This is a genomic window from Burkholderia cepacia GG4 (assembly GCF_000292915.1).
Lineage (GTDB): Bacteria > Pseudomonadota > Gammaproteobacteria > Burkholderiales > Burkholderiaceae > Burkholderia > Burkholderia cepacia_D.
On record NC_018513.1, the window covers coordinates 810946 to 837845 of the forward strand.

General features: G+C 68.6%; 24 protein-coding genes and 1 riboswitch. Of the genes, 9 read left to right on the forward strand and 15 right to left on the reverse strand.

Annotated elements, in window-relative coordinates; all coding sequences use genetic code 11:
• Nucleotides 1-17 precede the first annotated feature (17 nt).
• On the reverse strand, nt 18-740 hold the full coding sequence (murU, locus tag GEM_RS03630; RefSeq protein ID WP_014896098.1) for an N-acetylmuramate alpha-1-phosphate uridylyltransferase MurU: 723 nt from the start codon (nt 738-740) through the stop codon (nt 18-20).
• A 30-nt stretch (nt 741-770) separates the two neighbouring features.
• Complete coding sequence (locus GEM_RS03635) at nt 771-1820, reverse strand: aminoglycoside phosphotransferase family protein (RefSeq protein ID WP_014896099.1); 1050 nt, start codon at nt 1818-1820, stop codon at nt 771-773.
• Between the two features lie 223 nt (nt 1821-2043).
• Here GEM_RS03635 and GEM_RS03640 point away from each other — a divergent pair, with 223 nt between their 5' ends.
• From GEM_RS03640 to rsmA, 4 genes are read left to right on the forward strand one after another with little or no spacing between them, the layout of a single operon-like run.
• Nucleotides 2044-4404: an LPS-assembly protein LptD gene (locus GEM_RS03640; protein ID WP_014896100.1), complete on the forward strand. Its 2361-nt coding sequence runs from the start codon at nt 2044-2046 to the stop codon at nt 4402-4404.
• 51 nt (nt 4405-4455) lie between these two features.
• Nucleotides 4456-5814, forward strand: coding sequence for a peptidylprolyl isomerase (locus GEM_RS03645; protein ID WP_014896101.1), 1359 nt, complete (start codon nt 4456-4458; stop codon nt 5812-5814).
• Between the two features lie 11 nt (nt 5815-5825).
• The gene (gene pdxA / locus GEM_RS03650) at nt 5826-6815 is read left to right on the forward strand and encodes a 4-hydroxythreonine-4-phosphate dehydrogenase PdxA (protein ID WP_014896102.1); all 990 of its coding nucleotides are present in this window, start codon (nt 5826-5828) and stop codon (nt 6813-6815) included.
• A 55-nt stretch (nt 6816-6870) separates the two neighbouring features.
• Nucleotides 6871-7701, forward strand: a complete 831-nt coding sequence (rsmA, locus tag GEM_RS03655) for a 16S rRNA (adenine(1518)-N(6)/adenine(1519)-N(6))-dimethyltransferase RsmA (RefSeq protein ID WP_014896103.1) — start codon at nt 6871-6873, stop codon at nt 7699-7701.
• 121 nt (nt 7702-7822) lie between these two features.
• Here the strand turns inward: rsmA and GEM_RS03660 are convergent, their stop codons facing one another.
• Nucleotides 7823-8758, reverse strand: a complete 936-nt coding sequence (locus GEM_RS03660; protein WP_014896104.1) for a DMT family transporter — start codon at nt 8756-8758, stop codon at nt 7823-7825.
• 359 nt (nt 8759-9117) lie between these two features.
• Here GEM_RS03660 and gloA point away from each other — a divergent pair, with 359 nt between their 5' ends.
• Nucleotides 9118-9507, forward strand: a complete 390-nt coding sequence (gene gloA / locus GEM_RS03665) for a lactoylglutathione lyase (protein WP_014896105.1) — start codon at nt 9118-9120, stop codon at nt 9505-9507.
• A gap of 108 nt (nt 9508-9615) precedes the next feature.
• On the opposite strand, the gene GEM_RS03670 is transcribed toward gloA, so the two are convergent.
• The 5 genes from GEM_RS03670 to glyQ are packed head-to-tail and all read right to left on the reverse strand — an operon-like array spanning nt 9616 to nt 15067.
• A complete protein-coding gene (locus GEM_RS03670; RefSeq protein ID WP_041490600.1) occupies nt 9616-10512 on the reverse strand; it encodes a M48 family metallopeptidase in 897 nt (298 codons plus the stop codon).
• Between the two features lie 46 nt (nt 10513-10558).
• A complete protein-coding gene (locus GEM_RS03675; protein ID WP_014896107.1) occupies nt 10559-11323 on the reverse strand; it encodes a lysophospholipid acyltransferase family protein in 765 nt (254 codons plus the stop codon).
• Between the two features lie 43 nt (nt 11324-11366).
• Entirely contained in the window at nt 11367-11930 is a 564-nt protein-coding gene (gene gmhB, locus GEM_RS03680; protein ID WP_014896108.1) for a D-glycero-beta-D-manno-heptose 1,7-bisphosphate 7-phosphatase, read from the reverse strand.
• Nucleotides 11931-11940: 10 nt separating this feature from the next.
• Nucleotides 11941-14040: a glycine--tRNA ligase subunit beta gene (gene glyS, locus GEM_RS03685; protein WP_014896109.1), complete on the reverse strand. Its 2100-nt coding sequence runs from the start codon at nt 14038-14040 to the stop codon at nt 11941-11943.
• A 22-nt stretch (nt 14041-14062) separates the two neighbouring features.
• Nucleotides 14063-15067 (reverse strand): glycine--tRNA ligase subunit alpha, encoded by a 1005-nt coding sequence (glyQ, locus tag GEM_RS03690; protein ID WP_014896110.1) that lies wholly within the window; start codon nt 15065-15067, stop codon nt 14063-14065.
• Between the two features lie 382 nt (nt 15068-15449).
• Here glyQ and GEM_RS03695 point away from each other — a divergent pair, with 382 nt between their 5' ends.
• Nucleotides 15450-17087, forward strand: a complete 1638-nt coding sequence (locus GEM_RS03695; RefSeq protein ID WP_014896111.1) for a tetratricopeptide repeat protein — start codon at nt 15450-15452, stop codon at nt 17085-17087.
• 132 nt (nt 17088-17219) lie between these two features.
• Here the strand turns inward: GEM_RS03695 and lnt are convergent, their stop codons facing one another.
• The 7 genes from lnt to miaB all read right to left on the reverse strand — a co-directional run bounded on the left by lnt (nt 17220) and on the right by miaB (nt 24407).
• A complete protein-coding gene (gene lnt / locus GEM_RS03700; protein WP_014896112.1) occupies nt 17220-18908 on the reverse strand; it encodes an apolipoprotein N-acyltransferase in 1689 nt (562 codons plus the stop codon).
• Between the two features lie 52 nt (nt 18909-18960).
• Nucleotides 18961-19848: an HlyC/CorC family transporter gene (locus GEM_RS03705; protein WP_014896113.1), complete on the reverse strand. Its 888-nt coding sequence runs from the start codon at nt 19846-19848 to the stop codon at nt 18961-18963.
• A 287-nt stretch (nt 19849-20135) separates the two neighbouring features.
• Nucleotides 20136-20285: a hypothetical protein gene (locus tag GEM_RS31750; RefSeq protein ID WP_014896114.1), complete on the reverse strand. Its 150-nt coding sequence runs from the start codon at nt 20283-20285 to the stop codon at nt 20136-20138.
• 80 nt (nt 20286-20365) lie between these two features.
• Nucleotides 20366-20998, reverse strand: coding sequence for a gamma-glutamylcyclotransferase (locus GEM_RS03715; protein WP_014896115.1), 633 nt, complete (start codon nt 20996-20998; stop codon nt 20366-20368).
• A 12-nt stretch (nt 20999-21010) separates the two neighbouring features.
• Nucleotides 21011-21796 carry an rRNA maturation RNase YbeY gene (gene ybeY / locus GEM_RS03720; RefSeq protein ID WP_014896116.1) on the reverse strand — a complete coding sequence of 262 codons (786 nt, stop codon included), beginning with the start codon at nt 21794-21796 and terminating at the stop codon, nt 21011-21013.
• 157 nt (nt 21797-21953) lie between these two features.
• Entirely contained in the window at nt 21954-23000 is a 1047-nt protein-coding gene (locus GEM_RS03725; protein WP_014896117.1) for a PhoH family protein, read from the reverse strand.
• 33 nt (nt 23001-23033) lie between these two features.
• Nucleotides 23034-24407 (reverse strand): tRNA (N6-isopentenyl adenosine(37)-C2)-methylthiotransferase MiaB, encoded by a 1374-nt coding sequence (gene miaB, locus GEM_RS03730; RefSeq protein WP_014896118.1) that lies wholly within the window; start codon nt 24405-24407, stop codon nt 23034-23036.
• A gap of 142 nt (nt 24408-24549) precedes the next feature.
• On the opposite strand from miaB, the gene GEM_RS31075 reads away from it, so the two are divergent.
• From GEM_RS31075 to ribB, 3 genes are all read left to right on the forward strand, one after another.
• Nucleotides 24550-24843: a hypothetical protein gene (locus tag GEM_RS31075; protein WP_148283804.1), complete on the forward strand. Its 294-nt coding sequence runs from the start codon at nt 24550-24552 to the stop codon at nt 24841-24843.
• Between the two features lie 121 nt (nt 24844-24964).
• Nucleotides 24965-25648, forward strand: coding sequence for a helix-turn-helix domain-containing protein (locus GEM_RS03740; protein ID WP_014896119.1), 684 nt, complete (start codon nt 24965-24967; stop codon nt 25646-25648).
• A gap of 186 nt (nt 25649-25834) precedes the next feature.
• Nucleotides 25835-25983, forward strand: a riboswitch (FMN riboswitch).
• Between the two features lie 118 nt (nt 25984-26101).
• Nucleotides 26102-26812 (forward strand): 3,4-dihydroxy-2-butanone-4-phosphate synthase, encoded by a 711-nt coding sequence (gene ribB, locus GEM_RS03745; RefSeq protein ID WP_014896120.1) that lies wholly within the window; start codon nt 26102-26104, stop codon nt 26810-26812.
• Nucleotides 26813-26900 lie beyond the last annotated feature (88 nt).

Genomic DNA, 26900 nt, shown 5'->3' on the forward strand with positions numbered 1-26900 from the left:
GGTCAGCCGCGCAACGATCAGCCCGCGGCGGCGCGCAGCCGTGCGTCGAGCTCGCCGAGCTGGGCGGGCGTGCCGACGTTCTCCCAGGTACCTTCATACAATTCGCCGCTCGCGCGGCCGGCCTCGATGGTCGCCTTGAAGTAAGGCGAGAGCGCGCGGTGCGTGCCGGGCACGATGTCGCGGAACATCCGCGTGTCGTACAAGCCGATGCTGCCGAACGTGACGCGCGGGGCGCCGGCGAGCGCCAGCCGGCCGTCGTTGCGGAGCACGAAATCGCCGGCCGGATGGAACGGCGGGTTCGGCACCATCACGAGATGCATCGCGGGCGCGTCGAGCGCGGCCATCTGCGCGGCGCGGGCGGCGAGCGTCCGGTAGTCGAATGCGCAGTACACGTCGCCGGCGACCGCCGCGAACACCGTTGGCTTGCCGTCGCGCTCGAGCAGCGGCAGCGCCTGCGCGATGCCGCCCGCGGTTTCCAGTGCATCACCTTCGGCCGAATACGCGAGGCGCACGTCCCAGCGCGAGCCGTCGCCGAGCGTCGCCTCGAGCTGCTCGCCGAGCCATGCGTGGTTGATCACGATCGTCTCGATGCCTGCGCGGGCGAGCGCTTCGATCTGCCAGACGATCAGCGGCTTGCCGCCGGCTTCGAGCAGCGGCTTCGGGCGGGTGTCGGTCAGCGGGCGCATCCGTTCGCCGCGCCCGGCGGCGAAGATCATCGCCGTGGTCAGGGTAGTGCTCATGTTCGGCTGGGTTTCAGGGCTATCGGGCGGTCAGAACGTATAGCCGACGTCGGCCGCCGCCTTACCCTCGAGCTCGTCGAGCAGCTTCGCGAACGGCACGAGCGGGCGGTAGCGCAGTGCGACCTTGCGCGCATAGGTCAGGAAGCGCGGCAGGTCGTTCAGGTAGTGCGGCTTGCCGTCACGGTAGTTGATGCGTGCGAACAGGCCGAGAATCTTGATGTGGCGCTGCAGCCCCATCCACTCGAGCTGGCGGTAGAACTCGCCGAAATCGGGGTCGACCGGCAGGCCGGCCTTCTTCGCCTTTTCCCAGTAGTACGCGAAGCAGTCGAGCTCGAACTCCTCGTCCCAGCTGATGAACGCGTCGCGCAGCAGCGACACGACGTCGTACGTCAGCGGCCCGTACACGGCGTCCTGGAAGTCGAGCACACCCGGGTTCGGCTCGCAGACCATCAGGTTGCGCGGCATGAAATCGCGCAGCATGAAGCCCTGCGGCTGCGCATGGGCGCTCGCGACCAGCAGCGCGAAGGTGCGGTCGAGCGTGCCGCGCATCGCGTCGGTGACGGGCTTGCCGAGGTGCCGGCCGACATACCATTCGGGCAGCAGCTCCATCTCGCGGCGCAGGAACGTCTCGTCGAACGGCGGCAGCACGTCGGGCTTCGAGCTCAGCTGGAAGCGGATCAGCGCGTCGAGTGCGTCGCGCATCAGCGGCCGCGCGGCGGCCGGGTCGGCCGGATCGAGCACCGAGATGTACGACGTGCGGCCGAGGTCCGTCACGAGCATGAAGCCCGCGTCGAAATCGTGGGCCAGCACGTCCGGCACGTGATCGCCGGCCGCGGCGAGCAGCTGCGCAACCTGGACGAACTCGCGGCACTTCTCGGGCGGCGGCGCATCGACCGCGACCAGCGAGCCAGCGGGGCTCGTGGCCGACGCGACACGAAAATAGCGGCGGAAACTGGCGTCCGACGACGCGGGCGCGAGGGTCGACAGGTCGAGGGCGTAGCGCTCGGCGAGCGGGCGCAGCCACGCGGCGAGTGCTTCGAGGCGGGCGTCAGGCTGGGATGCGGCGGATGGGGGCGTCATGAAACTCGGCGGAGGGGGGAACGTCTTGCCATATAATACCCCACGACTTTTTTGACGCGCCCCGCGTCAGCTTCCGCCGTGCCGGCCCGCCGCCTGTAGCGCCGTCCGCCCGATCGCCTCCCCGGTTTGCGCTCAGCCGCAGTCGCGGTGCGACGGTGCGGCCCGCCGTGCGCGAATGTGCCATGCAGGCGCGGTTGACAAGGGGCGATTCGCCAAACGATAGATGCCGCCCAAACCGCTATTCCCGAATGTCTTCCCCGGTGACGGGGCGCCGCGCAAACGGCGGCTCGCGCTCGCGCTCCTGGCCGTGCCCGGCCTCGTGCCGGCCGTGTCGTACGCGCAGCTGTCGGGCGCGGCCGCGCAGCCGCAGCAGCTCGACTCGCCGTGGGATCTGCGTCTCGCGCCCCAGCTCGAGGATCATCCGCTGAAGGACGGTGCGAAACCGTCCGCCTTCGTGATTGCCGACCATACGAGCGGCACGGCCGAGCAGGACCTGGCCGCGAAGGGCTCGGCCGAGCTGCGCCGCGGCGACGCGGTCGTGAAGGCCGACGCGATCCACTACGATCAGGATACCGACATGGCCGATGCGTACGGCCAGGTCCGGGTGATCAACGGCGGCACGTCGTTCGCCGGCCCCGAAGCGCATCTGAAGATCGAGGCGAACCAGGGCTTCATGACGGCGCCGAAGTACCACTTCAACGTGACCGGCGGGTCGGGCAGCGCGGAGCGCGTCGACCTGCTCGACAGCGAGCGCTCGGTGTTCGTCAACGGCACCTACACGGCGTGCCAGTGTTCGACGAACCCCGCGTGGTACATCAAGGGCAGCCGCTTCGACTTCGATACGGGCGCCGACGAAGGCACCGCGCGCAACGGCGTGCTGTTCTTCCAGGGCGTGCCGATCTTCGCGAGCCCGTGGATGACGTTCCCGCTGTCGGGCGAGCGCCGCAGCGGCCTGCTGCCGCCGACGTTCTCGATGAACTCGAACAACGGGTTCGAGCTGACGCTGCCGTACTACTTCAACATCGCGCCGAACCGCGACCTGACGATCACGCCGCGCATCATCTCGCGGCGCGGCGTGCAGACCGAGGCGACGTTCCGCTACCTGTCGCCGTCGTATTCGGGCACGTTTACGGCCAATTACCTGCCGGATGACCGGCTCGCGCACCGCGACCGCTACGCGATCTACTGGCAGCACCAGCAGAACTTCGGCGGCGGTTTCGGCGGCTACGTCTACTTCAACAAGGTCTCGGACAACACGTATCCCGAAGACCTTGGGTCGATGAACGAGTTCATCAACGGGACGCAGACGCTGTACCAGCAGGAAGCCGGGCTCACGTACAACAACGGCCCGTGGTCGGTGCTCGCGCGCTACCAGCACTGGCAGACCTTGCCGCCGTCGATCGCGCCGTACAGCCGCGAGCCGCAATTGAACGTGAAGTACACGAAGTACAACGTCGGTGGCTTCGACTTCGGCGCGGAAGCCGACTATTCGCGGTTCCGCATCACGACCGCCGATTCGACCGAAGGCGACCGGATCGTTTTCAACCCGTACCTCGCATACGGTGTGTACGGCCCCGGCTACTTTGTCGTGCCGAAGGTCCAGTACCACTTCGCGTCGTATGACCTGAACTACCTGTCGTCGAGCACGCCGAACAGCCCGAAGCGCTTCACCGAGTCGATCCCGACCGTGAGCTTCGACACGGGCCTGATCTTCGACCGTTCGGTGCGCCTGTTCGGCCAGGACTTCATCCAGACCCTCGAGCCGCGCCTGTACTACGTGTACACGCCGTATCGCAACCAGTCGAACGCGCCGCTGTTCGACACCGCGGAATCGGACTTCGGCCTCGCGGAGATCTACCAGCCGAACACGTTCGTCGGCAACGACCGGATCGCGGACGCGAACCGGATCACGGCCGGCCTCACGTCGCGCTTCATCGATCCGCGCACCGGCGACGAACGTGCGCGCTTCGTGGTCGCGCAGCAGTACTACTTCGCCGATCAGCGCGTCACGCTGAACTCGGGGCAGTCCGCCGTGCTGGCGCGCCACTCGGACCTGATCGTCGGCGCCGCGCTGAAACTCGGCTCCGGCTTCATGTCGGAGACGGCGTTCCAGTACAACCAGAACAACAACCAGCTGGTGAAGTCGAGCGTCGGTTTCGGTTTCAGCCCGGGCGAGCGCCGCGTGATCAACGTTGGCTATCGCTATACGCGTGCGAACACGACGCTGGACAACCAGCCGATCAACCAGTTCCTGGTGTCCGCGCAATGGCCGCTCACGCGCCGCCTGTATGCGGTCGGCCGCTTCAACTACGACCTGGCCGCCGACCGGATCGTCGACGGTCTGCTCGGCTTACAATACGACGCGGATTGCTGGGCGCTCGGCGTCGGTATCCAGCGGTACGCGAACGGCGTGAATACGTCGGGGCAACAGAACTCGTCGACGCGAGTCATGATGCAGCTGACGTTGAAGGGGCTGTCGAGCGTCGACAATGGCCTCGTGGCCGCATTCCGCGCCGGGGTGCCGGGTTACACGGCGCTGCCGTCCGCGCCGCCGCCGATGTCCCGCTTCAGCAACTACGAGTAACGCCGGCTTGTCTGCACCGGTCAGCACGATTTCAATGGAGTATCAGTGGCAATGAAGAACACCCTTCGTTTCGCGGCAGTCGTGTCCAGCCTCGCCGCGTCCGCCGCGCTGCTCGCCGCCGCGCCGGCCGCGGCGCAGGCGCTCGGTTCGCAAGGCGCGCAGCTCGCCGACGAAGTCGTCGCGGTCGTCAACAACGACGTGATTACCGGCCGCGAACTCGACCAGCGCGCCGGCCTGATCTCGCGCCGGCTGCAGCAGCAGAACGCGCCCGTGCCGCCGGCCGACCAGCTGCGCGCGCAGGTGCTGAACCAGATGGTGCTCGAACGCATCCAGGTGCAGAAGGCCAAGGACGACGGGATCCGCGTCGACGACGCCACCGTGCAGTCCACGCTGCAGCGCCTCGCGCAGGCGAACGGGATGACGCTCGAACAGTATCGCGGGCGTCTCGAGGCACAAGGCGTGCCCTGGAGCGTGTTCACGAGCGACGCCCGCACCGAGTTGATGCTGTCGAAGCTGCGCGAGCGCGAGGTCGACGGCAAGATCACCGTGTCGGACGCCGAGGTCGCGAACTACATCGCGAGCCAGCGCGGGCCGAACGCATCGCAGCAGCAGGACCTGCGCTTCCAGCACATCTTCGTCAAGGCGCCGACCAATGCGCCGCAGGCCGAGATCGAAACCGCGCAGAAGAAGGCTGAAGCGCTGCTGCAGCAGGCTACGTCCGGCGCCGATTTCGAGAAGCTCGCGAAGAACAATTCGGAAGCGAACGACGCGAAGAAGGGCGGCGACCTCGGCTTCAAGGCACCGGGCGCGCTGCCGGCCGACGTCGTCGACGCCGCATCGAAGCTGCGTCCGGGCCAGGTCAACCCGACGCTGATCCGCGTGCCGGACGGCTTCGAGATCGTGCGTCTCGTCGACCGCCGCCAGAGCCAGGGTGCAGCCGCCGCGGCGCCGAAGATCGTGCAGACGCACGTGCGTCACATCCTGTTGCGTGTCGGCGAAGGCAAGTCGGAAGGCCAGGCGCGCCAGCAGTTGCAGGACATTCGCAAGCAGGTCGAGGCCGGTGCCGATTTCGCGAAGTTCGCGCGCACCTACTCGCAGGACGGGTCGGCGTCGCAGGGCGGCGATCTCGGCTGGATCAGCCCGGGCGAGACGGTGCCTGAATTCGAGCGCGCGATGAACAACCTGCAGGACGGCCAGATCAGCCAGCCGGTGCGTACCGAATACGGCTACCACCTGATCCAGGTGATCGACCGCCGCGAGGCGGAAGGCTCGGTGCAGCAGCAGATGGATATCGCGCGCCAGGCGATCGGCCAGCGCAAGGCCGAGCAGGCGTATGCCGACTGGCTGCGCGAGCTGCGCGATTCGTCGTACGTGCAGTACAAGATCGGCGGCGCCGGCCCGGCGAACTGAGCGAGCTTTACATGACGACGCCCGCGCTGCAGATCGCGATCACGACCGGCGAACCCGCGGGTGTCGGCCCGGAGCTGACCGTGCAGGCGTTGCAGGACGCCGCACGGCGCTGGCCCGGCGCGCATTTCACCGTGCTCGGCGACGCTGCGCTGCTCGACGCGCGCGCGGCGGCCGTCGGCGCCGACCGTGCGGTGCTCGCCGGCGGCGGCCCGGTGTCGGTCGAGCATCATCCGCTCGCCGTGCCGGCGCAGGCGGGCACGCTCGACGCGGCCAACGGCCGCTACGTGCTCGGGCTGCTCGACGCCGCGATCGACGGCGCGCTGGCGGGCCGGTACGACGCGATCGTTACCGCGCCGCTGCAGAAGAGCACGATCAACGATGCCGGCGTGCCGTTTACCGGCCATACCGAATACCTCGCGGAACGCACCCATACGCCGCGCGTCGTGATGATGCTGGCGGGCACCGGCGAGCGGCCGCTGCGCGTCGCGCTTGCGACGACGCACCTGCCGCTGAAGGACGTGTCGGCCGCGCTGACGATCGACGGGCTCGTCGAGACGCTGGCGATCGTCGATCGCGACCTGCGGCGCGACTTCGGTCTCGCGGCGCCGCGCATCCTCGTGACGGGGCTGAACCCGCATGCGGGCGAAAACGGCTACCTCGGCCGCGAGGAGATCGACGTGATCTCGCCGGCGCTCGCGCGGGCGCAAGCGCAGGGCATCGACGCGCGCGGCCCTTATCCGGCCGACACGCTGTTCCAGCCGCGCCATCTCGAGGGCGCCGATTGCGTGCTCGCGATGTTCCATGATCAGGGCTTGCCCGTGCTGAAGTATGCGACCTTCGGCGAGGGCATCAATGTCACGCTCGGGCTGCCGATCATCCGCACGTCGGTCGATCACGGCACCGCGCTGGATCTGGCCGGCACGGGCCGCGCGGATCCGGGCAGCATGGTCGCCGCGCTCGACACGGCCGTCACGATGGCGCGCCATCGCCGCGCGTCCTGACGCACACGGGCCAAGGCCTGACCTTATTCGTCGTATTTTTCGTTTTTTTCAGTCGATGTCGAACAGCAGACAGCACCAAGGCCACTTCGCGCGCAAGCGCTTCGGGCAGAACTTCCTCGTCGATCACGGCGTGATCGACTCGATCGTCGCGACGATCGGTCCCGCGCGCGGCCAGCGGATGGTCGAGATCGGCCCCGGGCTCGGCGCGCTGACCGAGCCGCTGATCGCGCGTCTCGCGACGCCCGAGTCGCCGCTGCACGCGGTCGAGCTCGACCGCGACCTGATCGGGCGCCTGCAGCAGCGCTTCGGCGCGCTGCTGGAACTGCACGCGGGCGACGCGCTCGCGTTCGACTTCCGCTCGCTCGCGGCGCCTGGCGACAAGCCGTCGCTGCGGATCGTCGGCAACCTGCCGTACAACATTTCCAGCCCGCTGCTGTTCCACCTGATGACGTTCGCCGATGCGGTCATCGACCAGCATTTCATGCTGCAGAACGAAGTCGTCGAGCGGATGGTCGCGGAGCCGGGCACGAAGGCGTTCTCGCGGCTGTCGGTGATGCTGCAGTACCGCTACGTGATGGAGAAGATGCTCGACGTGCCGCCGGAATCGTTCCAGCCGCCGCCGAAGGTCGATTCGGCGATCGTCCGGATGATTCCGTACGAGCCGCACGAACTGCCGGACGTCGATCCCGTGCTGCTCGGCGAAGTCGTCACGGCCGCGTTCTCGCAGCGCCGCAAGATGCTGCGCAACACGCTCGGCGACTACCGCGAGACGATCGATTTCGAAGGGCTCGGTTTCGATCTCGCGCGGCGCGCGGAGGACGTGAGCGTGGCCGAATACGTCGGCGTCGCGCAGGCGCTTGCGGCGGTGCGCAAGGCTGCGGAGTAACGGCAACGGGCAACGCGCGCGGCGCGTGCCGGCGCGAGGTTCACGAGGCTGCCCTGGCGGGCAGCCTTTTTATTTTCCCGGGCCGGTTGCGGGATGCCGGACCGCGGCCGGCCGGGTGGCGTCAGGCGCGCCCGCGCGGCGGCGCGTTGACGAGCGCGATGCCGGTCAGCACCAGCGCGGCCGCCGACATGAAGCGCCAGCCGACCGATTCACCGAGCAGCAGCACGCCGAACGCGACGCCGAACAGCGGTGACAGGAACGTGAACACCGACAGCCGGGACGCGCTGTAGCGCGTCAGCAGCCAGAACCACGACAGATAGCTGACGAACGCGACGATCACCGACTGGTACGCGAGGCTCGCGAGTGCAAGCGGCGTGACCTGCGCGAACGACATCTGGCCGAGCAGCGCGGCGAGCGCGACCAGCACGATGGCCGACACCGCGAGCTGGTAGAACAACGTCTTGCTCGCGCTGACCCGCGCGAGCGACGTCGAGCGCACGACGACCGTCGTCGCGGCCCACATCGCGCCGCCGAGGATCCCGAGCGCGTCGCCGGCGAGCCCCGCCAGCATCGACGCGCCGGGCACGCGCGGCTTCAGGAAGCCGTCCGCGAACGCGAGCGCGATGCCGCCGAACGCGAGGCCGACGCCGGCCCACTGGGTCCGCTGCAGCCGCTCGCCCGGCGTGAACAGGTGGAGGCCCAGCGCCGTGAAACACGGCGCCGTGTACAGGAAGATCGCCATGTGAGACGCGCTCGTCAGCGTCAGCCCGAAGAACACGCAGATGAACTCGCCGGCGAACAGCGCACCGGCCGCGATGCCCGCGCCGAGCGTGCCGTCCGCGCGAAACAGCGGCGTACCGCGGGAGCGGGCCCAGCCCCATAGCAGGAGCGCGGCGATCACCGAGCGCAGTCCGGCCTGGAACATCGGCGGGATCGCCGCGTTCGTGCTCTTGATCGCGACTTGCTGGAAGCCCCAGATCGCGCACAGCAGCAACATCACGCCGATGGCGCGCATGTCGAGTGCACGGCGCACGGGCGCTGCGGCGAGCGCGGTCATCGGCGAACCTCGCGGGGGTGGCGGGAAGACGGTAAGGGCAGGGGCAGCGGCAGGCGGACGGCGGCTCCGGCACGCTCGAATCGGCAGTTTCGCACGGCAGGCAAGGGTGGCTGAACGGGGTGATGGTCGGGTTTGGGTGGCGGGCGACACGCCCGCTTTTGGTGCGAGGTTGAAGGATGTTACCCGATCGGCCGGGTCGACGGGGGCCGATGAGCCGGGTGGTGCCGGCCGGCGCACCGGCTTCCGACCCGTCACGCAGATGCCCGTATCGGCCGCCGGCCCACGGGGCGCCGACGGCGAGATTCACCCGACTCCGGTAGAATTTCCGGTTCTGGTAAGTCCCCACAGGAGTACAACACATGCGTTTGCTGCATACGATGCTGCGAGTCGGCGATCTCGACCGCTCGATCAAGTTCTACACCGAATTGCTCGGCATGAAGCTGCTGCGTCGCGAGGATTATCCGGAAGGCAAGTTCACGCTCGCGTTCGTCGGCTACGAAGCGGAAAGCACGGGCACCGTGATCGAGCTCACCCATAACTGGGATACGCCGTCATACGATCTCGGCAACGGCTTCGGCCACCTGGCGGTGGAAGTCGAGGACGCGTACGCGGCCTGCGACAAGATCAAGGCGCAAGGCGGCAAGGTCACCCGCGAAGCGGGCCCGATGAAGCACGGCACGACCGTGATCGCGTTCGTCGAGGATCCGGACGGCTACAAGATCGAGTTCATCCAGAAGAAGGCGCACTGAGCGCCGGATGAGCGGCTCGCGGCGCGCGATGCGTGTCGTGAGTGGCAAAACGGGCGATGCGGGTCACCCCCGCATCGCCCGTTTGCGTTTACGCCGTGACTGACGGCGTTACAGCGACGGCAGCAGCTCGGGCGGGTGATGCTTGAGCGTGTGCCGCGCTTCGCGGAATTCCGGGAAGATCGATTCGACGGTCTGCCAGAACGCCGGGCTGTGGTTCATTTCGCGCAGGTGCGACAGCTCGTGCGCGACGACGTAGTCGATGATCGACATCGGGAAATGGATCAGCCGCCAGTTCAGCCGGATCTTGCCGTCGCTCGAGCAACTGCCCCAGCGCGTCGCGGCCGACGACAGCGCATACATCGAATACGTGACGCCGAGCTTCTCCGCGTAGACGACGAGGCGTTCGCCGAAGATCCGCTTCGCTTCGCCCTGCAGCCAGCCCTGCACGCGATCCTTGATCTGCTGCATGTCCGCCTGCGTGGGCAGCGGCAGCGACAGCCGCAGCGCAGCGGCGTCGAACGCGACGGCGCCCGCGCCCAGCGCGATCGTCACCGTCTTGCCGAGATACGGGAGTTGCGCGCCGTCGCGCCAGTCGATCTGCGGCAGCGCACGCTGCTCGGTGCGGGTCTTCCACTCCGCCAGCTTCGCGAAGATCCAGCGCTGCTTTTCGGCGATCGCCGCTTCGATATCGGCGAGCGTGACCCAGCGCGGCGCGGTGATCGCCAGCCCGCTGCCGTCGATCGTGAAGCCGATCGTGCGGCGTGCCGAGCGCTTCAGCCGGTATTCGAGCACGCGGCTGGCGAGCGCGAGCGTGCGGACGCGGGAGCGATCGCGCGCGGGGCCCGGGTCGAGGGGGGCGGCGGGTGCTGCTTCAGGCGGTGCCGGCGGCGCGGGGGGCGTCGACGGTGCCGACGCTGGAGCTGCCGGCCCGTCGAAGAGCGGCAGGTCCATCTGGCGATGATCGAGGGCCACGACGGCAGGCCGTGGTCGCGGACGCTTTTTCATCAGTTCGCTTCGTTTCGTCGTACGCAACGGCTGCAATCCGGGTGATTCAGACGCGCGCGGCGTCGCGCGTGCCGGCATTGCCCGGTTGGCGATAGGCATCGGGATCGATGCGGCGCATTTCCGCTTCGATCCATGCTTCGACCTGCGAGTTCAATACGTCGGGCGTCTTGCCTTCGACGGGAATCGGCTTGCCGATCGACACGGTGACGACGCCCGGGAATTTCGTGAACGAGTTGCGCGGCCACACCCGTCCTGCATTGTGCGCGATCGGCACGACCGGCGCGCCGGTTTCGATCGCGAAGCGCGCGCCGCCCGTCTTGTACTTGCCCTGCTTGCCGACCGGCGTGCGCGTGCCTTCCGGGAACATGATCATCCACGCGCCTTCCGACAGGCGCTTCTTGCCCTGGCGGATCACCGACACGAAGGCATTCTTGCCTTCCTTGCGGTTGATGTTGACCATGTGCAGCAGCCCGAGCGCCCAGCCGAAGAACGGCACGTACAGCAGCTCGCGCTTGAACACGTAGCAGAGCGGCTTCGGCATCAGCGCCGGAAACGCGAGCGTCTCCCACGCGGACTGGTGCTTCGACAGCAGCACGGCCGGGCCGTCGGGCAGGTTCTCGTAGCCTTCGATCCGGTAGCGGATGCCGTTCAGCCAGCGCACGACCCACAGCGTCGATTTGCACCAGCCGGCCGCCATCCAGTAGCGCGCGTCGGGGCGCATGAACGGAAAGGCGATGAAGCACGCGGTGGCGTACGGCACCGTGTACACGATGAAGTAGATCAGCAGCAGCAGGGAGCGGACAAAGCGCATCGGCGTGGGTCTGACAGTAGGGAGGATGCGCGCGGCGGCCGCATCACTCGTGTTCGTGTGAAAGGAAATCGAGCGCGAACGCGCGCAGGTCGTCGTGGACCTTCGTGCCGTCCGGCAGGTTGCCGGCGGCGAGCGTCTTCTTGCCCTTGCCGGTCAGCACCAGGTGCGGCTGGAAGCCGACCGCGACGCCGGCCTGCAGGTCGCGCAGCGAATCGCCGACGACCGGCGTGTGATCGGGATCGATCTCAAAGCGCTCGGCGATCATCTGCATCATGCCGGGCTTCGGCTTGCGGCAGTCGCAGTGGTCTTCCGACGTATGCGGGCAGAAGAACACCGCGTCGATGCGCGCACCGACCGCGGCCGCCGCGCGATGCATCTTCAGGTGCATCGCATTGAGCGCGGCCATGTCGAACAGCCCGCGGCCGATGCCGGACTGGTTGGTCGCGACGACCACGCGATAGCCTGCATGGTTGAGCCGAGCGATCGCCTCGAGGCTGCCGGGCAGCACGATCCACTCGTCGGGCGTCTTGATGAACGCATCCGAATCGACGTTGATCACACCGTCCCGGTCGAGGACGACGAGCTTGCGGTTGGGGCTGGTCGGCATCGTTCGGCCCTTATGCGGCAAGCTTCGAGATGTCGGCGACGCAGTTCATCTGCTGATGCAGCGCGAACAGCAGCGCGAGACGGTTCGCGCGCAGCGCGGGATCCTCGGCATTGACCATCACGTCGTTGAAGAACGTGTCGACCGGCGCGCGCAGCGCGGCGAGCGCCGACAGCGCGCCCGTGTACGCACGCGCCTCGAGCTGCGACTGCACGTGCGGCGTCACGGCCGTGAGCTGTTCGTGCAGCGCCTTTTCGGCCGCCTCGACGAGCAGCGCCGGCTGCACCGCGCCGTTCGCGGCGGTTTCCGATTTCTTCAGGATGTTCGAGATCCGCTTGTTCGCGGCCGCGAGCGCTTCGGCTTCCGCGAGGCGCGTGAATTCGCGCACCGCGTCGAGGCGCGCGACGAGATCGTCGACCCGCGTCGGGTTCAGGCTCAGCACCGCGTCGACTTCGCCGGCCGAGTAGCCGCGTTCGCGCAGCAGGCCGCGCAGGCGGTCCATGAAGAACGTGAAGATCGCGTCGGTCGATTCCGCGACGCCCGGCACGCTCGCGAAGCGCGCATGGGCCGTGCGCAGCAGCGACACGAGGTCGAGCGGCAGCTGCTTCTCGAGCAGCAGGCGCAGCACGCCGAGCGCGTGACGGCGCAGCGCGAACGGATCCTTCTCGCCGGTCGGCGCGAGGCCGATGCCCCAGATGCCGACGATCGTCTCGAGCTTGTCGGCCAGCGCGACGGCGGTCGACACCGGCGTGGTCGGCAGCGCGTCGCCGGAGAAGCGCGGCTGGTAGTGCTCGGCGCACGCGAGCGCGACGTCGTCGGGTTCGCCGTCATGACGCGCGTAGTACGTGCCCATCGTGCCCTGCAGTTCCGGGAACTCGCCGACCATGTCGGTCAGCAGGTCGGCCTTCGCGAGGCGCGCAGCGCGCTGCGCGTGCGCGGCGTCGGCGCCGATCGCGGGCGCGATCTCGCCGGCCAGCGCCTCGAGGCGCTCGACGCGCGCGAGCGCCGAACCGAGCTTGTTGTGATAGACGACGTTCGCGAGCTGCGGCACGCGGTCGGCGAGCGGCTTCTTCTTGTCCTGCTCGAAGAAGAACTTCGCGTCGGCGAGGCGCGGACGCACGACGCGCTCGTTGCCTTCGATGATCTCGCTCGGCGTCTTCGTGTCGATGTTCGACACGATCAGGAAGCGCGAGCGCAGCTTGCCGCCGACGTCGGTCAGCGCGAAGTACTTCTGGTTGGTCTGCATCGTGAGGATCAGGCATTCCTGCGGCACCTGCAGGAATTCGTCCTCGAAGCGGCACGGATAGACGACCGGCCATTCGACCAGCGACGTCACTTCATCGAGCAGCGATTCGGGCATCACGACCGTGTCGCCGTTCGCGTGTTCGTTCAGTTGCGTGCGGATCGTCTCGCGGCGATCGGCGAAGTGTGCGATCACGCGGCCCTTGTCGCGCAGCGTGTCGGCATACGCGCGCGCATGCTGGATCGCGACGAGGCCGTCGGACAGGAAGCGGTGGCCGAGCGTCGTGTCGCCGGCGTCGATGCCGAACGCGGTGACGGGCACGACCTGATCGTCGTGCAGCACCGTCAGGCGATGCACCGGGCGCACGAACTTCACGTCGGAGCCGTCCGGGCGCTGGTAGGTCATGACCTTCGGGATCGGCAGCTTCTCGAGCGTTTCGTCGAGCGCGGCCTGCAGCCCGTCGGCGAGCGTCGCGCCGGCCGCCGAATAGTTGACGAAGAACGCTTCGGCCTTGCCGTCCTGCGCGCGCTCGAGATCGGCGATCGACAGGTTCGGGTGGCCGAGCGCCGCGAGCTTCTTCGCGAGCGGGGCGGTCGGCTTGCCTTCGGCGTCGAGCGCGACGGACACGGGCAGGACCTTTTCGCGGACCTGTTTTTCAGGCGCGACGGCGCGCACGTTCTGCACGACGACGGCGAGGCGGCGCGGCGTGGCGTAGCGTTCGAACACGAGTTCGCCTTCGACGAGGTCGCGCGCCGCGAGGCGTTGCGCGAGACCTTCGGCGAATGCGTCGCCGAGGCGCGCGAGGGCCTTCGGCGGCAGCTCTTCGGTCAGCAGTTCGACGAGCAGGGGGGCGGGATGATTGTGCGTCATGTCTGGAATAAATCTCGTCTCGTCAGTCCTGATCGATCTTGCGTTCGACCTTGAGCGGCGGCACCCATGCCGGCTGGGCGGCGTCCTGGGCGTCGGTGGTGAGGCCCGGCACGCCCGGCGGATTGCCGAGCATCGGGAAGCCGAGCTTCTCGCGCGAGTCGTAGTAAGCCTGCGCGACGAGACGCGACAGTGCGCGGATGCGGCCGATGTATGCCGCACGCTCGGTCACCGAGATCGCGCCGCGCGCGTCGAGCAGGTTGAACGTGTGGCCGGCCTTCAGCACGAGTTCGTACGCGGGCAGCGCGAGCTGCGCGTCGATCATCTTCTTCGCTTCCGCTTCGTAGCTGTTGAAGAACGTGAACAGCAGGTCGACGTTCGCGTGCTCGAAGTTGTAGGTCGACTGCTCGACCTCGTTCTGGTGGTAGACGTCGCCGTACGACAGGCGGCGCAGCTCGGGGCCGTTCGGGCCGTGCTCTTCCCACTCGGTCCACACCAGGTCGTACACGTTCTCGACCTTCTGCAGGTACATCGCGAGGCGCTCGAGGCCGTACGTGATCTCGCCGAGCACGGGCTTGCAGTCGAGGCCGCCGACCTGCTGGAAATACGTGAACTGAGTGACTTCCATGCCGTTCAGCCACACTTCCCAGCCGAGGCCCCACGCGCCGAGCGTCGGGTTTTCCCAGTCGTCCTCGACGAAGCGCACGTCGTTCTGCTTCAGATCGAAGCCGAGTGCTTCGAGCGAGCCGAGGTACAGGTCAAGGATGTTTTCCGGCGCCGGCTTGAGCACGACCTGATACTGGTAGTAGTGCTGCAGGCGGTTCGGGTTCTCGCCGTAGCGGCCGTCCTTCGGGCGGCGCGACGGCTGCACGTACGCGGCGCGCCACGGCTCGGGGCCGACCGCGCGCAGGAACGTGTGGACGTGCGACGTGCCCGCGCCGACTTCCATGTCGATGGGCTGGAGCAGGGCGCAACCCTGCTTGTCCCAGTAGGACTGCAGCGTCAGGATGATTTGCTGAAACGTAAGCATGAAGAGCCTTCGTGGCGCTGGCGCTCCGTTGCGGGCGGCGCTCCGGGCGGGGCCCGGAGGGTCGGCTCGCGCGGCGGCGCGGCTTGTTAGTGTGCTGAAACGTGCAATTTTACCGGATCGGCGACCGGATGCGGCCGGAACGCGGACGAAGGGGCTGTCGACGGTGTTCCGGCGGCCTGGGCGCAGCCTGCGCGCGGACAGCCGAAGCGCTCCGAGCGGTCGCGCACGGACGTCGCGATACGCTTGCCGTGCCGTTTCCCGCGGGCGTTAAGATGCGCGTATCGCGTATCGCGTATCGCGTATCGCGTATCGCGTATCGCGTATCGCGTATCGCGGTGCGCGCGGCGCCTGCCGCGCCACCGCTCGCCGATTCCCGGACCGTATGGACGATTCGAACGACCTCCTCATTCCACTGTTGCCGCCGCTGCTTGCGCTGCTCGGGCAGGCCGCCGACGCGCGCTCGCGCGGCGAGCGCGATGCGCACGCGCTCTGGCTCGCCGCCGCCGGCCATCTGCATCCGGTCGACATGGCCGCGCTCGCGCAGCTCACCTCGACGCTCGTCGCGCGGCAGCGCGCGGCCGACGCGCTCGCGCTGGCCGAATGCGCGGCGCGCCTGCATCCGGATGCGGGCGCGCGCTTCAATCACGGCTATGCGCTGCAGATGCTTGGCCGGCACGCCGACGCCATCGCGCCGTATCGCGCCGCGTACGCGCTCGACCCCGGCTGGCCGTCGCTGCGCAACAACCTCGCGATCGCGCTGCGGCTGTCGGGCGGCGATCGCGACGAGGAAATCGCGCTGCTCGACGCAGCCGTGGCGGCCGACCCGCTCGACGTGCAGGCATGGATCAACCTGGTGGTCGCGCGGCTCGCGACGCACGACCTCGACGGCGCGCTCGCGTGTGCTGCGCGGCTCGCGGAGATCGCGCCCGACAATGCGCTCGCGCTGAACAACATCGCGATGACGATGAAGGAAGCGCAGCGCTGGGACGATGCCGAGCGCTACGCGGCGCGCGCGTGCGACGTGGCGCCCGACGACGCATCGTTCCGTTTCAACCTGGCGATCATCCAGCTCGTGCGCGGCAACTACGCGGACGGCTGGCGCGGCCACGAGGCGCGCTGGGACGGCGCCGGCGAGCTGCGCGGCCGCCGGCCGGTGCTGCCGGGGCCGCGCTGGCAGGGCGAGCCGCTCGCGGGCAAGACGCTGCTCGTGTGGGGCGAGCAGGGGCTCGGCGACGTGCTGCAGTTCGCCCGTTTCGTCGCGCCGCTCGCCGAGCGCGTGCACCGCGAGGGCGGCCGGCTCGTGTGGAACACGTTTGCGCAGGTCGGCACGCTGATGGAGCGCAGCCTCGGCGCGCACGCGGATGGCTTCAGCGCGGGCGGCGGCGTCGATGCGCTGCCCGCCTTCGATTACGAAGTGCCGCTGATCGGCCTGCCGCTGATGCTCGGCATGGAGACGTCGACGCTCGGCGCGTCGGTGCCGTACCTGCGCGCCGATCCGCACGCGCGCGACGCATGGCGCGCCCGGCTCGCGGGTGACGGCCGGCTGAAGGTCGGGCTCGTGTGGACGGGCAGCGCGGGGCATCAGCGCAATCCATTCCGGCGTGTCGGGCTGGCGCGCTATGCCGATGCGTTTCGCGGCATCGACGGCGTCGCGTTTTACTCGCTGCAGCCGGGCGCGAACGCGGATATCGCCGCGGCGCGCGCGGCCGGTTTCGCGATCGATGACTTCACGGCCGAACTGAAGAGTTTCGACGATACGGCCGCGTTCATCGACGCGCTGGATCTGGTGATCACGGTGTGCACGTCGGTCGCGCACCTGTCGGGCGCGCTCGGCGCGCGCACGTGGGTGTTGCTCGACGTGAATCCGCACTGGCCGTGGCTGCTCGAGCGCACCGACAGCCCGTGGTATCCGACCGCCACGCTGTATCGGCAGCCGCGCTTCGGCGCATGGGCACCGGTGCTGGACGCGCTCGGGCGGGACCTGCGCGGGCTGGTCGCGGACGCGCAGCGGCTGGTCTGAGCTCGAGCGGATGAGCGTCCCCGCGATGTGGGCGGACGTCGCGCGGAACGCTCTGGCGGTGAGTTTCGGCATCCGCAGGGCCGCATGCCGCAACAGCGGCCGCCACGCAGCGCGCGACGGCCGCGTGACACGTCAAACGGTCCGGTCGTCGGCCTTCGCGCCGTTGCGGCGGCGCAGGCCCGGCCCGAACGTGAAGCCGAACGCGAGCAGCACCAGCGACACCGCGAGCACGATGTTGTTGCCGCTCGTCACGTACGGCGTGAAGCCGCTCGTGCCTTCGATCCGCACGTCGAGCGAGCCGATCGTGAACGGCTTCAGCTGGCCGAGCACGCGGCCGTGCGCGTCGATCGCGGCCGTCATCCCGGTGTTGGTCGAGCGCAGCATCGGCCGGCCCGTTTCGAGCGCGCGCATCCGCGCGATCTGCAGGTGCTGGTCGAGCGCGATCGTGTCGCCGAACCACGCGAGGTTCGTCACGTTGACGAGCACTCCGGGCGGCTGCGGGTTGTCGCGGATCGTCGCGGCGATTTCCTCGCCGAACAAGTCCTCGTAGCAGATGTCGGCCATCACCGGCTGGTTGTGCACGAGGAACGGCTTCTGCACCGGCGCGCCGCGCGCGAAGTCGCCGAGCGGCATCTTCATCAGGTCGACGAACCACCGGAAGCCCCACGGGATGAATTCGCCGAAGGGCACGAGGTGGTGCTTGTCGTAGTGATAGATGTCGCGCGAGTGCGGCGTCACGCCGTACAGGCTGTTCGTGTAGTCGACGTAATGGCCGTCTGGCGTCACCGACGCGCCGACCGCGCCGAACAGCACGGCCGAGCCCGTCGTATCGCTGAACTTGCGGATCGCGACCGCGAACGGCTCGGGCAGCTCCTGGATCATCACCGCGATCGCGGTCTCCGGCGTGACGATCAGGTCGGCGGGTTGCGCGACGATCATCTGCTGGTACATCTTGATCGCCGCGTCGATGCCTTCCTGCTCGAACTTGATGTCCTGCTTCACGTTGCCCTGCAGCAGCCGCACCGTGAGCGGCGCGTTCGCGGGCACGGTCCAGGTGGCCTGCGACAGTCCGATACCGGCCGCGACGAGCGCGACGGCGATGCCGGCCGGCGCGGCGATGCGCACGCGCGCGTTGCCGCCGGCGCCGCGTGCATCGGCGGGCGGCCGCCGCGCGGCGACGAGCGCCTGCACGACCAGCGCGGCGAACAACGCGAGCACCCACGCGATCCCGTACACGCCGACGACCGGCGCGAAGCCCGCGAACGGGCCGTCGACCTGCGGATAGCCGCTCGCGAGCCACGGAAAGCCGGTAAACACGGTGCCGCGCAGCCATTCGCCGAGCGCCCACGCGCTCGCAAAGGCGAATGCGCCGTGCCAGGTCGGCGAGAACGGCCGCGGATCGGGCTCGCGGCGATGCCACGCATGGCCCGCGCAGAACGACCACAGCCCGGCCGAGAACGCCGGGTACAGCGACAGGTACAGCGAGAACAGCACCAGTGCGCCGCCCGCGAGCGGCGCGGCCATCTCGCCGTACACGTGCATGCTGATGTAGAGCCACCAGATGCCGCTGATGAAATTGCCGAAGCCGAACGCGCCGCCGGTGAGCGCGGCGCCGCGCCAGCTCGACGTGCGCGTCAGCTGCGCGAAAAACCAGACGAATACGGCGAGCTGCAGCCAGCCGCCGTGCGGCGTCGGCGCGAAGCTGAGCGTATTGGCGGCGCCGGCGAGCAGCGCGGCCGGGTAGTGCCAGCGCGGCAGCGCGCGGCCGGGCGCCGGCACGAGAAGACCGCCAGCCGGGCGGGACGGGATCGGATCGTCCATGTGAAGCGGAAGAGGGCGAGCGGTTGAAGGAGGCGCGGCCGGCGCGAGACGGTCAGTCCTCGTGCGAGGTTTCGGCGCGGCGGCTCGCGAGCGGGTTGCGGCGGACCAGCAGCACGTGGACCTGGCGCGCGTCGCCGCGCTGGATCTCGAACACGAGGTTGCCGAGCTGCAGCTTCTCGCCGCGGTGCGGCACGCGGCCGAAATGATGGGTGATCAGCCCGCCGATCGTGTCGACCTCGTCGTCGGGGAAGTCGGTGCCGAACGCCTCGTTGAACTGTTCGATCTCGGTGAGCGCGCGCACGCGGTAGCGGCCGTCGGGCCCCGAGATGATGTTGCCGGCTTCCTCGTCGAAGTCGTATTCGTCCTCGATGTCGCCGACGATCTGTTCGAGCACGTCCTCGATCGTGATCAGGCCCGCGACGCCGCCGTATTCGTCGACGACGATCGCGAGGTGGTTGCGGTTCACGCGGAAGTCGTGCAGCAGCACGTTCAGGCGCTTCGATTCGGGAATGAACACGGCGGGGCGCAGCATCCCGCGCACGTCGAATTCCTCTTCGGCATAGAAGCGCAGCAGGTCTTTCGCGAGCAGCACGCCGATCACGTTGTCGCGGTTCTCCTCGTACACGGGGTAGCGCGAGTGCGCTTTCTCGAGGACGAACGGAATGAAGTCTTCAGGCTTGTCGGCGATGTTGATCGCGTCCATCTGTGCGCGCGGCACCATGATGTCGCGGGCGCACAGGTCGGACACCTGGAACACGCCTTCGATCATCGACAGCGAATCGGCGTCGATCAGGTTGCGTTCGTGGGCGTCCTGGAGGATTTCCAGCAGCTCGGTCCGGGATTCCGGCTCGGGCGAGATGAAGTCGGTCAGGCGCTCGAGCAGCGAGCGCTTTTCTTGCGGTTTGTCGGTTGGCTTTCGACTGGGATACGAATCGTTCATGGTGGTGCGCCCGGGTCATGCCGGGGCGCGCGGTCACGGAGTAGGCAAGGATACACCAAGGGCATGGCGCGGCCGTGTCACCCCGGCCGTCCGGCCGGGGGCAGGCGGTGCGCGCGAGCCCCGCTCGGGAACGGCCGCGCCGGGCGCAGCGCCGTCCTTCGTATCCATCCTATCTCAGAAAGGGGCGGCGGCGCAGCGCTGGCAAAAAAGCCGGGGTGGGACGCCAACCGGACGGCCAGTCGGCGCCGGTGGCATTTTGTCGCGTGAGGGCGGGGCCGGGCGGAAACTCAGAAGCGCATGCCGGCCGAACAGCCGCCGGCGGCCGCGCCGTTGGTCGCGGCGCCGCCGCAGCCGAACAGCCCGCAGCCGGACAGCGCGACGCTCGCGGCGATCAGCAGCGCGGCAAGCGTGCCGTGCGATCTGCGTGACGGTTTCATCGGGTCGTGTCCTCGTTCGGGGGCGCGGGCCAGCGCCCGTGTGCCGGCGGCCGGCGTGGCGCAAGCCTGCCGGTCGAGCGTCACCGGCATCGGGCGAGCAGCCCTTCCAGCGCGCGATCGGGGATGCCGCTCGCGCGCAGCGCGTCGACGGTGCGGCTCACGTAGTCGAGCGTCGTGCCGTAGCGGCCGGCCGCGCAGCCGAACACTTCCTTCACGACGGGATCGGTCAGCTTGCCCGTGTAGGTCGGCACGTCGCGGCGCATCACGAACGCGAGCGCGTTCACGCGTTCGCCGGTCTCGAGCGTGCACGGCAGCCACGCGGGCCGGTACGAGCCCATCGGCATCTCGCGCTTCCACAAGGTCTCGAGATGCGGCTGCGCGGTCGGGCCCGCGAGCCGGAATGCGATGCCCGAGCACGAGCCGCCGCGATCGAGCGCGAGCACGAGGCCCGGACGTTCGGGCGTGCCGCGGTTCACGCGCGACCACAGGTAGAGCCCGCGATGGTAGCCGTGCACCTTGCCGCGCACCGCGGCGACCGTTGGCAGCCCGGGGTTCCAGATCAGCGAGCCATAGCCGAACAGCCAGAGATCCTGCCGGCCGTCCCAGTCGCGCATCGTGTGCGCGAGCGACGCCGCGAGCTCGTCTTCCGTCAGCAGCCGTCCCTCGCCGATCGACGGCGGGTAGGCGGGCGGCAGCATCGCGGCGTGGCGCATCGTGCGGACGGCTTACTGGTACGGGTTCGGGAAGCCCAGCTTCGCGAGGATGGCGACTTCGAGCGCTTCCATTTCGGCCGCGTCCTCGTCGCTCGTCTCGTGATCGTAGCCCTGCGCGTGCAGTGCGCCGTGCACCAGCAGGTGCGCGTAGTGGGCCGCGAGCGGCTTGCCCTGCTCGTGCGCTTCCTTCTCGACGACCGGGCAGCACAGCACGAGGTCGCCGATCACGGTGCCGTCGGGCGCTGCGTCGTACGCGAAGGTCAGCACGTTGGTCGGGTAGTCCTTGTGGCGGTAGCCGGCGTTCAGCGTGCGGCCTTCCTCCTCGCCGACGAAGCGCACGGTCAGCTGCGCGCTGGCGAACAGCGCCGGCTCGATCCATTCGGCGATCAGCTTGCGCTTGGGCAGCGTCTTGCGCACTTCGCCGGTGATCTCGTCGCCGTACTGCACGGACAGGTCGAGCTCCAGTTCGCGCGGCTCGTCCGCCATTTCGTCGATTTCGTCCTCGCGCGGCGCGAGTTCGGCGCCCACGTGCAGCGTCACGCTGTCGTAATGCTCGGGCTGCAGCGCGAGCTTCGCGCGCATCGCCGGGTCGTTGTGCTGCGCGACGATGGCGACGGCTGCGTCGCCCGAGCTGCCCGACAGGTCGAACATCAGGCTGCGGCCGTCCGGAAAGTCGATTCGCAGCCCTTGCGCGTTGACGGTCCGGGCCTTGCCCTTCGCATCGAACAGCGAAAGACGGGGGGAATCGGGCGCGGCGGACTGGGCGCGCCCGGACTTGCGAGAACGGGAGGATTTCATGACGGGTGCGGCGATTGGAACGGGTTGAGGATACACCAAACGGCCGATCGTTCCCGAATTCGCACCGGCCGCGCGCGGGCGCAAAAAAGCCCGGCGCGCCGTCGGGCGGGGCGGGCCGGGCTGGTGGCCGGTGCGGCGCGCGGGCGCCGCCGGCTCGTCACGCGTCCTGGTGCTGCGCGTGGAAGTCGTCGTATGCCTCGACGATGCGCGCGACGAGCGGATGACGCACGACGTCCGCGCTCGTGAAGCGCGTGAGCGCGATGCCGCGCACACCGCCGAGCACCTGCTGCGCCTCGACGAGGCCGCTCTTGTGCCCGCGCGGCAGGTCGACCTGGCTCGTGTCGCCGGTGACGACGGCCTTCGAGCCGAAGCCGATCCGCGTGAGGAACATCTTCATCTGCTCGGGCGTCGTGTTCTGCGCCTCGTCGAGGATGATGAACGCGTGGTTCAGCGTGCGGCCGCGCATGTACGCGAGCGGCGCGATCTCGATCATCTGGCGCTCGAACATCTTGGCGGTCTTGTCGAAGCCGAGCAGGTCGTACAGCGCGTCGTACAGCGGGCGCAGGTACGGGTCGACCTTCTGCGCGAGATCGCCCGGCAGGAAGCCGAGCCGCTCGCCGGCTTCGACGGCCGGGCGCGTCAGCACGATCCGCTTGACCTGGTCGCGCTCGAGCGCGTCGACCGCGCACGCGACCGCGAGGTAGGTCTTGCCGGTGCCGGCTGGCCCGATGCCGAACGTCACGTCGTGCGACAGGATCTGCTTCAGGTATTCGCGCTGCGCGGGCGTGCGGCCGCGCAGGTCGGCGCGCCGCGTGTAGAGCTTCGGCGCCGGTTCCTCGTCGGGGCTTTCGTCGTCGAGCTGCACGACGGGTTCGTCGAACGGATGGTCGGGGTCGCCGCGGAAGCGCACGTCGAGTGTGTTCTGGCGGCCGTTGCCGCCGGTGTGACGCACTTCGACCAGCGCGAGCTGGATATCGTCGACCGACAGCGGATCGCGCGCACGGTTGTAGAAGTTTTCGAGCGCGGTAAGCGCGAGCTTCGCGCCGCGCCCGCGGATCGTGATCCGGTGGCCGCGCCGCGCGAGCGTGACGTCGAGTGCCTGTTCGATCTGCCGCAGGTTCTCGTCGAGCGGGCCGCAGAGGTTGGCGAGGCGCGCGTTGTCTTCGCGCGGCGCGGTGAATTCCAGTGCTTGGACGGTCTTCAAAGTAGCGTCGGGCTCCTGTTGAGCGTCAGTCGGTCAGTGGGTGGCCGCGCTCGCGTCGTCGCTCACGAGCAGGAGCTCGCCGCGCAGCGAGTGCGGGTACGCGTGGTTGATCTTCACGTCGATCATCTGGCCGATCAGGCGCGGGTGCGACGCGAGCGGCGCCGGGAAATTCACGACCCGGTTGTTCTCGGTGCGGCCCGACAGTTCGTTCGGGTCCTTGCGCGACGGGCCCTCGACGAGGATCCGCTCGACCTTCCCAACCATCGACTGGCTGATGCGCGCGACGTTTTCCTCGATGGTCGCCTGCAGATGTTGCAGGCGTTTGAGCTTGACCTCGCGCGGCGTGTCGTCGTGCAGGTTCGCGGCCGGCGTGCCGGGGCGCGGGCTGTAGATGAACGAGAAGCTGGTGTCGTAGCTCATCTCGTGCACGAGCGCCATCATCTTGTCGAAATCGTCCTCGGTCTCGCCGGGGAAGCCGACGATCATGTCGGTGGAAAGCGACAGGTCGGGGCGGATCGCGCGCAGCTTGCGGATCACCGATTTGTATTCGAGCACCGTGTAGCCGCGCTTCATCGCCATCAGGATGCGGTCGGAGCCGTGCTGGACCGGCAGGTGCAGGTGGCTCACGAGCTTCGGCACCTTCGCGTAGGTGTCGATCAGGCGCTGCGTGAATTCCTTCGGGTGCGACGTCGTGTAGCGGATCCGCTCGATGCCGGGGATGTCGGCGACGTATTCGATCAGTGTCGCGAAATCGGCGATCTCGGTGGAACCGGCCGTCAGCGCGCCGCGATACGCGTTCACGTTCTGGCCGAGCAGCGTGACTTCGCGCACGCCCTGGTCGGCGAGACCGGCCACTTCGGTCAGCACGTCGTCGAGCGGGCGCGACACTTCATCGCCGCGCGTGTACGGCACGACGCAGTAGCTGCAGTACTTCGAGCAGCCCTCCATGATCGACACGAACGCGCTCGGCCCCTCGACGCGCGCAGGCGGCAGGTGGTCGAACTTCTCGATCTCGGGGAACGTGATGTCGACCTGCGCACGGCCGCTCGTGCGGCGCGCGTCGATCATCTGCGGCAGGCGGTGCAGCGTCTGCGGGCCGAACACGAGGTCGACGTACGGGGCGCGCGACACGATCGACGCGCCTTCCTGGCTCGCGACGCAGCCGCCGACGCCGATCAGCAGGCCCGGCTTCGCTTCCTTCAGCTCGCGCACGCGGCCGAGGTCGGAGAACACCTTTTCCTGCGCCTTCTCGCGCACCGAGCACGTGTTGAACAGGATGATGTCCGCGTCTTCCGGGGTATCGGTCTTTTCGAGGCCTTCGGCCGCATTGAGCACGTCCACCATCTTGTCCGAGTCGTACTCGTTCATCTGGCAGCCGAAGGTCTTTACGTAAACTTTCTTTGTCATGGGGATTCGCCGTTCGCAGTGGTTGACCTGGGGGCGTCGTCAAGGGTGAATCGGGACGGCTGCTGCGCGTGCAGCCGCTCGTGCCGGTGCCGCGGGGCGGACCGGGCGCGCGCAGCGCGCATCGAGCGTAGCGTGAACGCTGGTGAACGATCGTGAAAAGCCGTCGGGAAAGCCTTCCATTATAGCTTTACGCGCGGCCGCCGGCGGCCGGCGGGTTGCAGCCGCGCGACGTCTTTCGGTGAACTCCGACCCCGATATGGCGATGCGGCGACCGTCAGCGGCATGCATTCAGCAGGTCGTCGAGCGCCGCTTCCTCGCGCGCGAAGCGGTCGGCAGCGGTGCGTCGATCGATGCCTTGCGACGGTACACCGCCGCTATCGCGACGGGAACAGGTTCGCGCGAAACGCATTCCTCCGCGATGCTGATAACGGTGTGAAGATAACTTCGTTTGCCGGGTCAAGGCCGGGTGATAGCGTGTCGATATGCGCCGTTCGTGGCGCAACCCGATTCCGGCTTACCCCATTCGCAGGGCCGCACGGCGGCCCGGAGGCCATGCTATGTCTTCACCCCTGGCGCTGGTGCGCGATGTGTCTTCCTTCGAGTCCGGCGATGCCGCCGACGCGCGGACGTCCGCGTCGCTCGATGTCCTCGAACAGGTCGTCGGCGTGAACCTCGCGCGCTTGCGCGCCGAGCGGCAACTGTCGCTCGATGCGCTCGCGCGGCTGTCCGGCGTCTCGCGGGCGATGCTCGCGCAGATCGAATCGGCGCGCAGCGTGCCGTCGATCAAGGTGCTCTGCAAGATCGCCGCGGCGCTGAAGGTCTCGGTCGCCGCGTTCCTGCGTCGCCACGCGGTGAACGGCTTCGAGCACCTGGCGGCCGAGCGCGCGTCGCGGCTCGTCAGCTCGAACGGGCGTTTCTCGGCGCGTGCGCTGTATCCGCAAGGCGAACCGGCCGCGGCCGAGTTCCACGAGCTGCGGATCGCGCCGCTGCATACCGAGCCCGGTACGCGCCGCGCGCCCGGCACGTCGGTCAACCTCGTCGTCAGCGAGGGCACGCTCGAAGTCAGCGTGCACGACCGCCGCCAGCTGCTCGCGACCGGCGACGCGATCGTGTTCGACGCCGACCAGCCGTACAGCCTGCGCAACCCGGGCGATAGCGAGGCGCGCGCGTTCCGCGTGACGGTGAGCCCCGAGGTGCCGCCGCGCTGGCTCGTGCCCGACGCCGTGCACGCGGCCGGCTGACCGGGCGCGGCCGGCCTGGCCGGCGCCGGGTCCGTTCAGGACGGGCGCGCAGGCCCGGTGTCGGCCGTTCGGACGATGCCGGTAGACGGAGTCGTCAGTAAGATTTCAGGTGTGGTTCGCTGCGCGGTGCGCGCAGCTGATGTATGCTTGGCCCGCCGGTCATGGGCAGACCCCAGCCGGCGATCAGTGCGTCTTCAGGGCGGGGCGAAATTCCCCACCGGCGGTAGGCTGGCGAAAGCCGGCGAGCCCGCGAGCGCCCGCGCATCCGCGCGGGGTCAGCAGATCTGGTCGAATGCCAGAGCCGACGGTCACAGTCCGGATGAGAGAAGATGTGCAGATAGTCATGTCCGTCAGGGCCGCTTTGCCATGTGTGCGAAGCGGGTTGTCGTTCTGTCTGTTTGCAATGCCCTGGAACGTTTTTCGCCCAAATCCTAATTGCGAGGAGCGTTTCACATGTCCTTGATGTCCGTTTCGTCGGCACCCGCCGACGCCTTTGCCGATCTCCCGTTGCTCGATTCCGAACCGGTGCCGCCACGCATCGCCGCCGCGCTCGACGCGTTGCGCGCGGGCCGCGCGGTCGTGTTGCAGGACGATCACGACCGTGAAAACGAGGCCGACCTGATCGTTGCCGCCGAGCGCATCACGCCCGAGACAATGGCGCTGCTGATCCGCGAGTGCAGCGGCATCGTGTGCCTGTGCCTGACCGACGACAAGGTGCGCGCGCTCGAGCTGGCGCCGATGGTGCAGACCAACGAAAGCCGCAACGGCACCGCCTTCACCGTATCGATCGAGGCGCGCGAAGGCGTGCATACCGGCGTGTCCGCGGCCGACCGCGTGACGACGATCCGCGCGGCGATCGCCGACGACGCAAAGCCGTACGACATCGTGCGCCCCGGCCACGTGTTTCCGCTGCGTGCGCAACCGGGCGGCGTGCTGGCGCGCCGCGGTCATACCGAAGGCACGGTCGACCTGTCGATTCTCGCGGGCCTGAAGCCGGCCGGCGTGCTGTGCGAGCTGATGAATCCGGACGGCACGATGACGCGCGGTGACGACGTCGAGCGTTTCGCGCAACAGCATGGGCTGCCGATGCTGACGATCGCGGAACTCGTCGAATTCCGCGAGGCGCTGGCCGCCGCGCGCGAGCGCTGCTGCGAGCCGGCCTGATCGTGAAGGGGCGGGCGCGTCAATGCGCCCGCGGCACGGCGTGTGCAGATGGCCGCGCGCCGGATCATTGCGATCCGGCGTGACCGTC